12 protein-coding genes are annotated in these 12,113 nt (G+C 27.9%); 9 read left to right on the top strand and 3 right to left on the bottom strand.

The genetic code is table 4. The annotated features are described in order from the left end of the window. Positions 1–38 precede the first annotated feature (38 nt). The 4 genes from JXZ92_RS01375 to tsaD are packed head-to-tail and all read left to right on the top strand — an operon-like array spanning position 39 to position 2,763. Positions 39–905, top strand: coding sequence for a DegV family protein (locus tag JXZ92_RS01375; protein ID WP_205852001.1), 867 nt, complete (start codon positions 39–41; stop codon positions 903–905). Beyond that, a complete protein-coding gene (gene tsaE, locus JXZ92_RS01370; protein WP_374967673.1) occupies positions 889–1,272 on the top strand; it encodes a tRNA (adenosine(37)-N6)-threonylcarbamoyltransferase complex ATPase subunit type 1 TsaE in 384 nt (127 codons plus the stop codon). Before JXZ92_RS01375 ends, tsaE begins: the two co-directional genes overlap by 17 nt. Before the next feature lies 1 nt (position 1,273). Next, the gene (locus tag JXZ92_RS01365) at positions 1,274–1,831 is read left to right on the top strand and encodes a hypothetical protein (protein WP_205851999.1); all 558 of its coding nucleotides are present in this window, start codon (positions 1,274–1,276) and stop codon (positions 1,829–1,831) included. Next, positions 1,831–2,763 carry a tRNA (adenosine(37)-N6)-threonylcarbamoyltransferase complex transferase subunit TsaD gene (gene tsaD, locus JXZ92_RS01360; RefSeq protein WP_205851998.1) on the top strand — a complete coding sequence of 311 codons (933 nt, stop codon included), beginning with the start codon at positions 1,831–1,833 and terminating at the stop codon, positions 2,761–2,763. Before JXZ92_RS01365 ends, tsaD begins: the two co-directional genes overlap by 1 nt. Before the next feature lie 79 nt (positions 2,764–2,842). Here the strand turns inward: tsaD and JXZ92_RS01355 are convergent, their stop codons facing one another. Further along, entirely contained in the window at positions 2,843–4,504 is a 1,662-nt protein-coding gene (locus JXZ92_RS01355) for a PTS transporter subunit EIIC (RefSeq protein ID WP_205851997.1), read from the bottom strand. Continuing rightward, positions 4,504–4,785 carry a hypothetical protein gene (locus JXZ92_RS01350; RefSeq protein WP_205851996.1) on the bottom strand — a complete coding sequence of 94 codons (282 nt, stop codon included), beginning with the start codon at positions 4,783–4,785 and terminating at the stop codon, positions 4,504–4,506. The genes JXZ92_RS01355 and JXZ92_RS01350 overlap by 1 nt, the downstream gene beginning before the upstream one ends. 250 nt (positions 4,786–5,035) lie before the next feature. Here JXZ92_RS01350 and JXZ92_RS01345 point away from each other — a divergent pair, with 250 nt between their 5' ends. The 5 genes from JXZ92_RS01345 (at position 5,036) to obgE (ending at position 11,174) form a co-directional block, all read left to right on the top strand. Further along, positions 5,036–5,887 carry an N-acetylmuramic acid 6-phosphate etherase gene (locus JXZ92_RS01345; RefSeq protein ID WP_205851995.1) on the top strand — a complete coding sequence of 284 codons (852 nt, stop codon included), beginning with the start codon at positions 5,036–5,038 and terminating at the stop codon, positions 5,885–5,887. Further along, complete coding sequence (gene nagA, locus JXZ92_RS01340; RefSeq protein WP_205851994.1) at positions 5,880–7,001, top strand: N-acetylglucosamine-6-phosphate deacetylase; 1,122 nt, start codon at positions 5,880–5,882, stop codon at positions 6,999–7,001. Before JXZ92_RS01345 ends, nagA begins: the two co-directional genes overlap by 8 nt. 2 nt (positions 7,002–7,003) lie before the next feature. Next, complete coding sequence (gene nagB, locus JXZ92_RS01335) at positions 7,004–7,729, top strand: glucosamine-6-phosphate deaminase (RefSeq protein WP_205851993.1); 726 nt, start codon at positions 7,004–7,006, stop codon at positions 7,727–7,729. Positions 7,730–7,775: 46 nt separating this feature from the next. Further along, entirely contained in the window at positions 7,776–9,755 is a 1,980-nt protein-coding gene (gene uvrB, locus JXZ92_RS01330; RefSeq protein WP_205851992.1) for an excinuclease ABC subunit UvrB, read from the top strand. Positions 9,756–9,905: 150 nt separating this feature from the next. Then, positions 9,906–11,174, top strand: a complete 1,269-nt coding sequence (obgE, locus tag JXZ92_RS01325; RefSeq protein WP_205851991.1) for a GTPase ObgE — start codon at positions 9,906–9,908, stop codon at positions 11,172–11,174. 247 nt (positions 11,175–11,421) lie between these two features. Here the strand turns inward: obgE and rplA are convergent, their stop codons facing one another. Beyond that, positions 11,422–12,105, bottom strand: a complete 684-nt coding sequence (rplA, locus tag JXZ92_RS01320) for a 50S ribosomal protein L1 (protein ID WP_374962877.1) — start codon at positions 12,103–12,105, stop codon at positions 11,422–11,424. Positions 12,106–12,113 lie beyond the last annotated feature (8 nt).

The raw sequence follows: 12,113 nt of genomic DNA, 5'->3' as shown, positions 1-12,113 counted from the left end.
TAACACATTTAATTGTTATTTTATATTATAATATACGTATGAAAAAAATAGCAATAGTAGTGGATTCATCAATTGGTTTAACAGAAAAAGAAGCAAACTCGAAAGGTTTTTATTTTTTACCTCTAATTATTGAAATTGATGGTAAAAATTTTTATGATGGAATAGATATTAGTCATTACAATATTTTTGAAAATTTTAATTTAGAAACTAAAACATATTCTACATCCGCTACACCAATAGGTTATTCTTGCAAAATGATCGAAAAATTATCAAAAGAATATGATAAAATAGTGGTTTTTCCTATTTCAAAATACTTATCAAGTCAATACTCAATGTTAAAAAATTTAGAAAAAGATTATCCTAAACTTAGAGTTATTGAATCGGTAAATATTTCAGGAACACTGCAAATGCAAGTTAATAAATTTATTAAAACATACAAAGAAACTAATGATTTAGAATATTCGATAAAACAGGTTGAGCCATGAGACGAAGATTTAGACGTTACTTTAATACCGAAATATAATAATTATTTACTTAAAGGAGGACGTTTAACACCCGCTGCAGCCACACTTGCAAAACTCCTTAAAGTAGTACCATTGATAAGGTTCGAAAACGGAGAGCTTTTAAAACAAGGTAAAGGTCTAGTTTTTAATAGAACGGTAGAGAAAGAAATTGAATCTAAATTAAAAAAACATAATTATAATACGGATATATTGATAATATCTTCTGATTTAGAGACAATTAACTATTATATAGAATATATAAAAAACAAATATGACATAATAGCAAAAAGTGCATTTATTCCTTCTGTTATTTTGATTCATGTTGGACCAGAAGCGGTCGTAGTAGCTACTAAAAAAGATATAAATAAATTTTGAGAAAAGAATGATGAAAATAAAAATTAATGATTTACAAGAATTGGATGATTTTATAAGAAAAATATTACCATTGATTAAGAAAAATAAAATTTTGTTATTATACGGTGATTTAGGTTCAGGCAAAACAACTTTCGTTAAGTTGTTAGCAAAACAACTAGAAATAAAAGACAAAATTACATCTCCAAGTTTTAATTACATGAAAACATATAACGGACTTATACATATTGATTTATATAACTACAAGGGAGATTTAGACGAATTTGTAGATTATTTCGAAGATAATATTGTTGCCATCGAATGGTCTGAATATTTAAAATATCAGTTTGATAATTTTACAAAAATTAAGATTAGTATAATTAATGACCAAAGATTTATTGAATTAGAGGAGAAATAAAATGAATATATTTTTAGACACTTCATCAACTGATTTTGTTATTTTTTTATTTGATAATAATTTTAATGTAGTTGATTCAATAATTTTAGAAGGTTATAAAAAGAAAGTCGATTTAATTGTCGATCAATACAAAAAAATATTAAGTAGAAACAATTTAACTAATAAAAAAATTGATGCATATTATACAAATGTCGGTCCTGGTTTCTTCACAGGAGTAAGATCTAGTTTGGTTTTTTTAAGGACAATGGCAATGTTGGAAAATAAAAACTTATTTTACACAAATTCTTTTTTTATATTAGAAATTCAAAATCCAAATCAAAAAGATTTTTTTATTGATGCTCAAGGTAAAAAAATGTATTTTTATAACAAACTAGATTTAAATAAAGAAATTAAAACATCAATTAAAATTTTAGATGATAACGGTAAACAAAAAAGTAAGATAAATTATTTTGAAATGAAATTAAATTTCGTAAATTATAAAGATATTTTCAAAACTAAAAATTTATTGGAAATTGAACCTTTATACATTAAAATGCCTCAAATAGGAGAAATTAAGTAATGAAAATAATTGGCATAGAAACCTCTCATGATGACACTTCAATTGCAATAATGGAAAACGGAAAAATATTAGATATGTGATCAATTTCTCAAACTGATATTTTTGAAAAATATGGCGGAACTATACCTGAATTGGCATCTAGAGAACATGTTAAAAATATAGCGATACTACAAAATGAAATCATGAAAAAATATAATTTGTCCGAGATTGATTATATAGCATATACTAAAGAACCTGGATTAATAGGTTCTTTACAAATTGGTTATTTATTTGCGAGTGCATTATCTATATCTATGAATAAACCTCTAATTCCGGTAAATCATTTACATGGTCACTTCTTGTCTGCTACAATAACAGAAAAGATTTTTTTTCCATCGTTATGCCTATTAGTTTCAGGAGGACATACCCAAATTTTATATGCAAAAGATTACAATAATTTTGAAATTGTAGGTGAAACCTTGGATGATGCTGTTGGAGAAGTGTTTGATAAAGTTGCCTCTAGAACTGGTATAGGTTTTCCTGGAGGACCATTAATAGATAAGATTTATCAAAATTACAAAGGAGATTTTTTTAACTTTACAAAGCCTAAAACAGAAAATGAATTAGATTTTTCTTTTAGCGGTTTAAAAACTCAGGTTTTAAATTTAATTAATTCTGAAAAAATGAAAAATAATTCAATTGATAAAAATAAAATAGCCGCTAGTTTTCAAAAAATTGCTGTTGAATATTTAATTGAAAAGATGAGTGTTGCAATAAAAAAATATAATCCAAAAAGTATTGTATTAGGCGGTGGTGTTAGCGCAAATACTTTTCTTAGAAATGAATTTTTAAAATTACACAAAGATGCAATTATTCCATCGCTAAAATACTCCACCGATAATGGAGCAATGATTGCACAAGTTGCATATTTAAAACTTGAAAGTTCTAAGTAAATATTAATTAGAACTTTTTTATTTAAAAAAATTCAAGCATCTTAAATACTTGAATTTTTATTATATTATTTAAATTATATTATTGTAATTTTGCACCTTTGTTTGAAACTATTTCGTTGTTTAAACTTTCTGCTTCAACACCAACAATTGCATGATATCCTGTATCTGAAACTTTTGATAGTCCAAAAATTCCTGATTTTTTAAGTTCTTCTTCGTTAACTTTTGAAGAATCTTTAACTGTATATCTTAATCTTGTTGCACAGTTGTTGTATTCAACAATATTGTCTCATCCACCAAATGCACTAACAATTTTTTTAGCTTTTGCTGATAATTCACCTTCTTCTGTTGTAGAAGTTGTTTCTTCTTGTTCACTATCTGCAATAACTCCGGCTCCACGTCCTGGTGTACTTAAGTTTAATTTTGTAATCATGAAGTAACCTGTGAAGTAGTATGTTACACCTGTTAATAATCCTAATGGTAAAATTCAGAATGGATTTGCCATAACTTTAGCAGCACCTTCGTAACCAGATTCATTAATAATTCTTAATGATTTAGGAATTGAAAGAACGAAGTCCATAAATCCAGCACTAAATCCGAATCCTAATTGAATTCCGAATGCACCTGTAATAAATGCAAATATTCCTGTTAATAATGAGTGAATGAAGTATAGAAGTGGTGAAATGTATAAGAACGCAAATTCGATTGGTTCTGTAATACCTGTCAAGAATGAAACTACGGCTGCTGAACCAAATAAAGCAATAACTTTTGTTTTTTGTTCTTTTGTAGCAGCTGTTTTAACAAATGCTAAAACTAAAGCTGGTAAACCGAACATCATCATTGGGAAGAATCCTGCTTGGAAGATTCCACCAGGGTTACCTTTAGCAACACCTTGTAAGAAGATGAAAATATCTCCGTTAACTGTTTCGCCTGCTGCACCACCTTCTTTAGCGAATGTTCCTAATTGGAATCAGAATAAGTTATTTGGAATGTGGTGTAATCCAAATGGAATTAATAATCTATTTATAAATCCATAAACTCCCATAATTGCAGCTCTTGTTCATCTAGCTGATTCAAAATCTGAACCTTCTTTTATTGAAACTGCATCTGACATAGCTTTAGAAATTAAGTAAATTACGTATGCTATTCATGGGAAAACAATTGCTCATACGAATGAGAATACTAAACCAGAAATGATAGCTAATGCTGGAGCTAATCTTTTTCCTGAGAAGAAACCAAGAACTTTTGGTAATTTAACTGAATTTGTATTGTTGTATACATACGCAACTAAAGCACCAATTGCAAGTCCATTAAGTACGTTTCCTCCTAAAACCGCATTATATTTTCCACCAAATAAGGCTTCAAAACCATTTCCTTCACTAAATGCAACATTTCCGTAGAATCCTGTTGTAAATGAAGGAACTAAAGCTATAACAATATATGTAGCTATTAATCCGGCAAATGCGGCTTCCGCACGTTTATCTTTTGTAAATCCAAAAGCTAAACCTACACCAAATAAAATTGGTAAATTATCAAATACTGCAGCACCAGGTTTGATAATGATTTCTTGAATTAATTTTGAGAATGCTGTATCTGTTGGGATTTCAGCACCAATTCTTAAAAGAACGGCTGCAACTGGTAAAACTGCGATAGGGAACATAAGTGTAGCACCAATTGAGCTTAATTTTGACATTACTTTTGTTCAAAAACTGGTTTGTTGGTTATTTTTTGACATTGACATCATTATTTTTTACCTCCAGATTTTGAAATTGAATTTTTTTGAGCTTTTTTAAGCACAAAACCGTGTACATAAACTGTAGCAACGATTGCTCCTAAAAACACAATAACGAATAATAGCGCAATTGCAGCAATAGTATTCGCTCTTGATGCGATAGCGGCCGCATCTTCAGGTTTTGTGTATAGTGTACTTAGAAGTACAACTGCCACAAGTAATACTGCGAATAATATTCATAAAGCAATATATGCATATTGTGATTTGTGTAATGAGGATAATTTATTTGACATTTTTTTAGACATTTTTATTAAATAAAATAACCTTTCATTAGTCGAGCAACTATTAGGTCGCTCAATATTATTTAAACATTTTAAAAAAGATAAAAATATTTTTGCATAAAGTATTCATTATATTTTTGAAAAAAACTACTTTTTGTTATATATAAAAATATAAAAACATATATTATTCATTTATATTTTAGTAATAAGTTTTAAAACTAAAATATGTTTGAACCTAATATATTAAAAGTTGAGGAACAATATGAAAAAATTAGATAAATACGAATTAAACGAATTAAACAATTTATTTGTTGAAGCGAACTATAAAGTTGCTGATACTTATAAAGAACATTCAAAAGACATAGAAAAAATAGCATCAATGTGTATTGAATCTATTAATAAAAATGGAAGAGTTTTTTATATTGGTGCAGGTACTAGTGGAAGAATAGGAATGCTAGATGCATTAGATTTTTATCCAACTTATGGAGAAAAAAATTGATTTAAATATGTAATAGCCGGCGGTGACGATGCAGTTTTAGATTCCCTTGAAATGAATGAAGACGATTTTAAGCTCGGAGAATCAAATGCAATTGAAAATAAAATTAATAAAAACGACTTAGTAATAGGTTTAAGCGCTTCAGGAAATACCAAATATGTAAAAGGTTTTCTTGCAAAATCCAAAGAAAAAGGTTCAAAAACAGTTTTAATATCAAATAACAAAAATGGTGCTATCGAAGAATTTGCTGATTTTACATTAGTATTAGAGTTAGGTAATGAAGTTATTTCAGGATCAACAAAACTAAAAGCGGCTACAATGCAAAAATTAATATTGAATTCAATTTCAACAATGACAGCAATAAAGACCGGAAAAGTATATGATGAATACATGATCGATGTCAAACCTATAAACGAAAAATTAGTAAAAAGATCAATAAATATGATAGTAGATATTGCAAATGTTGATTTTGATTATGCAAAAGAAAAATATAATGAAGCTAGACAAAACGCTAAAACAGCCATAGTTATGATATTAAAAAACATTGATTATAAACAGGCAGTGGATTTACTAAATAAAAATAACTCTAACTTAAGAAAGGTTATTGAACATGAATAAAAATATTATTAAAATTGAAAATGTAAAAATCATTAATCCTGAAAGTACAATACAAAACGCTGATGTATACATAATGGATAACAAAATATTTGAAGTTGTCGAAAAGGAAGGCGAAGGTAAAAATATATTAGTTCCAGGTTTTATTGACACACATATTCACGGTATATATAACCAAGATGTTATGGATGGTACTAAAGCTGTTGAGATAATCTCTAGAAAACTTGCAAAACATGGTGTTACTTCATTTATGCCAACTGCAATGACAAACTCTTGAAAAACTATTTTAAAAGCTTTGAAAGATGTTTCAGAAAATAAAAAATGAGTTTCTCGTAATTTGGGAATACATATCGAAGGTCCTTTCATTGGAATGTCAAAAAAAGGGGCACATAAACCTGAATATTTAATTAAAGGTACAAAAAGTAGAATCGATAAAATGTATGCAACCTCAAACAATATGTTAAAGAAAATTTCTTTTGACCCATTAATGGTAAATCTAGATGTTTTTAAATATATGCAATCTAAATTAGGGATTATTGGTTCAATTGGACATAGCAGTGCTTCATTCCAAATTGCTGACAATTTCTTTAAAAATGGATGTTACTCAGTTTGTCATATGTGAAATGCCATGTCAGGTGTAGATTCTCGTAATCCAGGATTATTGGAAGCGGCTCTATATAATAATGATGTATATACAGAATTAATAATAGATTTATTACACGTTTCAAAGGAATCTATTGATTTTTCTATTAAATTAAAAGGTGTAGATAAAATAATAGCAATATCTGATTCTATAAAACCTGCTTATGCACCTAATGGGGAAAATATTTCAGGTGATATACCTGTTATTAAAAAAGGAAATTTAATCACATTAAAAGGTACAAACACTATAGCAGGTTCTGGAATCACTATTCATGATGCATTTAAAAATATTGTCAAAATTGGTTATTCACTTAACGATGCTGTTAAAATGACATCATATAATTCGGCTAAATATTTAAATATACAAAATTTAGGTAAAATTGAAACCGGATTTCTAGCTGATTTAGTAATCTTAGACAACGAAACTTTGAAGATAAAAGAAGTTTATATTGATGGTAAAAAAATAAAAGGATAAATATGAAAGTAATTATAAAAAATAACGCAACAGAAGTAGCTTTTGAAGCTGCTAAAATTATTAAAGAACAAATAAATAATAAACCAAACACAAATTTATGTTTTGCGACAGGAAACTCTCCAATAGCAACATATAAAAATTTAATTGAATACTACAAAAATGGTGAATTAGACTTTTCTAAATTAACAAGTTTTAATTTAGACGAATATGTAGGTATACCGAGAGAAAGCAAATGTTCATATTACTACTTTATGCATGATGTTTTATTCAATCACATTAATATTTCAAAAGAAAATATTAATCTACCTCTAGGTAACGGAGATATAGAATTAAATGCAAAACAATACGAAGAGTTAATTAAAGAAAAAGGTGGAATTGATTTTACAATATTAGGAATAGGTACAAACGGTCATATAGCATTTAATGAACCTGGTTCAAAAATTACAGATAGGACTCGTGAAGTTAACTTAACTCAAAGTACAATCGAATCAAATCAAAAGTACTTTGATAAAAAAGAAGACGTTCCTCAAACTGCAATTTCAATGGGAATAGGTACAATTTTAGAATCTAAAAAAATAATTTTACTTGCTGATGGCGAACATAAAGCAGATGCTATATTTAAAATGATTCAAGGACCTATAACAGAAGATGTACCAGCTAGCTTTTTACAATCACACAATGATGTAACAGTAATAATTGATAAAAACGCAGCAAAACTTTTAAAATAAAACCAAAAGCGAACTTTTAGTTCGTTTTTTTATATATAATTTACATATGAGCAATTTTAAATTAGAAACAAAAATGATACCGTCTGGAAGTCAACCTGAAGCAATAAATTTTATAGTTGATAAAATCAAAAACAATGAAAAGAATATTGTATTAAATGGTGTTACTGGGTCGGGAAAAACTTTTACCATTGCTAATGTCATAAGCAGAATTAATAAACCCGTAATTTTAATATCACACAATAAAACTTTGGCTAGTCAATTATATTCAGAGTTAAAATCTTTTTTTCCTAATAATGCTGTAGAATATTATATTTCGTATTTTGATTATTTTAGGCCTGAAGCTTATAAACCAGACACTGATACCTACATAGAAAAAGAATCGCAAACAAACGAACAAATAGAAATAATGCGTCTAAGCACCATAAATTCTCTTTTAAATAGAAAAGATGTAATTGTGGTTGCGAGTGTTAGTGCAATTTATGGTGCATTAAACCCTGAAATCTACAAAAAAAGTTTTTATAGATTTTTTAAAGGTCAAAATATAGAATTAAAAACATTCATAAGAGACTTAACAAAAGTAAAATACCAAAGAAATGATTTAGCACCGAAAAATGGTAATTTTGCAGTAAAAGGTGACAATGTATTTATTTATCCTTCTGACAAAGAAAATGAAGCGATACGTGTTTCTTTTTTTGGTGATGAAATTGAAGAAATTGCAAATGTTGATCCTCTTAACAAAAACTTAATTAAGAAACATATAGCTTATATTCTTTCTCCAGGAGATGAATATGCCGTTGACAATAATGTTTACGATATAATAATCCCAAAAATAAAGAAAGAATTGAAAGAACAATTAAATTATTTTAATAGTAAAAATAAAATTTTAGAAGCGCAAAGATTAAGTCAAAGAATAACTTCAGATATTGATGAAATGGAAGAATTCGGAATGTGTAAAGGCATCGAAAATTATTCAATGTACCTTGATGGCCGTGAAATAGGGCAAAGACCATACACTTTATTAGACTATTTACCAAAAGACTCTTTAATGATAATAGATGAATCGCACCTTACTGTGCCACAAATGGGTGGTATGTACAAAGGTGATCAAGCAAGAAAAGACAATTTGGTTAACTACGGTTTTAGATTACCTTCCGCTAAAGAAAATAGACCCCTTAGTTATGATGAAGTTGTTGAAAATTTTGACTTTACCAAAATATTTATTTCAGCTACACCTAGCGAATATGAAGTGAATATTTCAAAAAATAATATTGCTAAAATGTATGTTAGACCAACAGGATTGCTTGATCCTAAAATTAGTATTAAGCCAACTTTAAATCAAGTTGATGATATTTATGACACAATAATAAAAGAAAGAGAGAGTGATGGTAGAACTATTGTGCTTACAACATCGAAAGAAAGTGCGGAAAAGTTAAATGAATACTTGATTAATTTAGGAATAAAAAGTTGATATGTGCATTCTGAACACAATACATTTGAAAGAAATGAAATTATAAGAAAATTTAGGCTTGGAGACTACGAAACAATTGTTGGTATAAATTTATTAAGAGAAGGGATAGATATACCTGAACTTACAAAAGTATTAATTTTAGAAGCTGACGCACAAGGTTTCATGCGTAGTGCTACTAGCTTAAAGCAAATAGTTGGTAGAGCATCTAGAAACGCCAAAGGTGAGGCAATATTTTATGCAGATAAAATTTCTCAAGCAATGAAAGAATGTATAGAAGATAATATAGAAAAAAGAAAAATACAAGAGGAATATAACCGAAAACATAATATAATTCCAAAAACTATTTTAAAAGAAATACCCGAATCTATTTATGGTGACGGCACAAACAATTCATTAGATTTAATTTTAAATAGAAAATCCAAATTTAAGAAAAAAGAGATAGTTAACATAATAGAAGAATTAACTAAAAAAATGGAAGAAGCTTCAAAACAAAGAGATTATGAAAAAGCAATCGAACTTAGAGATATGATTTATGAATTAAAAAGAGATAAAAAGTAATATTTTATATCTCTAGCTTAAAAACTCATTTTTTATTATGATATAATTAATACAATAGTTTTAAAACAAAAACATATATATAAATTCAATATTTTTAAATAATAATTTTATTAAAATAATTAATTTAAAGTTAAAAACAGGAGGTTATAAATGGCAAAATTTATTGATGAAGTTACGGTTAAACTAAAAGCCGGAAAGGGTGGAGATGGTATGATCTCATTCCGTAGAGAAGCTCACGTTGATAAAGGTGGTCCAGACGGCGGAGATGGTGGTCGAGGTGGACACATTTATTTTATTGGAGATTCTGGAAAAAATACATTACTAAGTTTTTATAGTAATAAAATAATTCAAGCCGAAGACGGAGTAAAAGGTGGTCCAAAAAATTTATACGGAGCAAACGCAAAAGATACATATATTAAAGTCCCTGTTGGAACATTAGTTTATAAAAATGATAAACAAATTGCAGACATAATAGAACCTAATACACCATACCTTATTGCCTCCGGAGGTAAAGGTGGTCGTGGTAATAATAAATTTAAAACACCAAAAAACACCGCACCAAGAATAAGCGAAAACGGTATGCCTGGAGAAAGTTTTGAAGCAAAAATAGTTTTAAAAATACTTTCTGATGTAGGTATTGTTGGTAAACCATCTGCTGGTAAATCTACTTTATTAAGTGCTATTTCCAATGCTAAAGCAAAAGCAGCAGAATACGAATTCACAACATTAGTACCACAACTAGGTATGGTTGAATTTTTCGATAATTCATATACTGTTGCAGATTTACCAGGATTAATAAAAGGAGCTTCCTTAGGCAAAGGTTTAGGGACACAATTCTTAAAACATATTGAGCGTTGCAAAGTTATTGCACATATTATTGACTTTGGTTCTGAAGAAAAAAATCCAATCGAAGATTTCGAAATAATAAACAATGAATTAAAATCATATAATTTAAAATTAGAAAATAAATCTCAATTAGTTGTTGCTAATAAAAGTGATTTACCAAATTTTGAAAAAAATATATCTAAATTTAAGGAAAAATATCCATTAATTCCAATCGTTAAAATTTCTGCTATTTTTAGAGAAAATTTAAACGAATTAAAAGGTAAATTATGAGATCTAATTAAAAACTTTGATTACTCAACAATAGATGAAGAAGATGAGGAAGAGTACAAAGTAATCGAATTTGAGCCAGATTTTATAGTAAAACAGGAATATAGAGGTTACTTTAACGTTAGCGGAAAAAAAGTTGAAGAATTATATTATAGAACCCCGATTAATACTTACGATAACTTAGTTAGATTTAATAATATATTGAAAAAAATTGGTGTCTGAGACGAATTAATTAAGCAAAACATCCAAAAAGGAGATACAGTATCTATTTTTGGATTTGAATTTGAATGAGATGATGAGGAATAAATTTCATATTTTTTAAAAATAATGTTATAATTACGATATATTTATAAAAAATAATAAGGACATATTATGAAAAAATTTTCTGTAGAAAAAATTAAGCTATTTTGACCAGCAATCATTGGTCTAATAACAGGTATAGGTATTACTATTATATTAGCTTTAATATTTAACCACATTTAATTTTAAAAATTGCAATTGTGAAAATTGCAATTTTTAAATATAAAATTTTATAAAAAAATAGGTATTAAACCTATTTTTCTATTTTAATCTTTACACTTGGTCCCATTGATGCTGAAACTGTTAAATTCAACATATATGTACCTTTAACAGCAGCTGGCTTAAGTTTTTTGATTAAAGAAATAAGAGTTTTAGCATTTTCAACTAGTTTTTCAGTATCCATACTTGATTTACCAATTAATGAATGTACGATTCCAGCTTTATCTGTACGATAGTTAGCTTTACCTTTTTTAAGTTCTTCAACAGCTTTTTCTGGAGTTGGAGTAACAGTTCCTGTTTTAGGGTTTGGCATTAAACCTTTAGGACCTAAAACTTTACCGTATTTTCCTAATAAAGGCATCATTGTTGGATCTGCAACCATAACATCAAAATTAAAGTCATTTTCTTTAATTTTTTGTTCAAGCGCTGGACCATCTAATACAAAGTCGGCACCAGCTTCTTTAGCTAGTTTTTGTTTTTCTACATTATTTGTTGCTACTAATACAGTAATTGATTTACCTGTACCATGTGGAAGTAATACTGCACCACGTAATTGTTGGTCGGCTTTACGAACGTCTAAGTTTAAATTAAAAGCTAAGTCAATTGAAGCGTCAAATTTTGCATATGAAGTTTTTTTAGCTAATTCAATAGCCTCTTCTAATTCGTAAGCAATAGTTCTATCAAATGATTCACGAGCGTTTTTAAGGTTTTTTGATAATCTTTTAG

The organism is Mycoplasma sp. CSL10137, assembly GCF_017116845.1.
In the GTDB taxonomy this organism is placed as follows: domain Bacteria; phylum Bacillota_I; class Bacilli_A; order Mycoplasmatales; family Metamycoplasmataceae; genus Mycoplasmopsis.
This window is presented reverse-complemented; position numbering and strand designations above follow the sequence as displayed.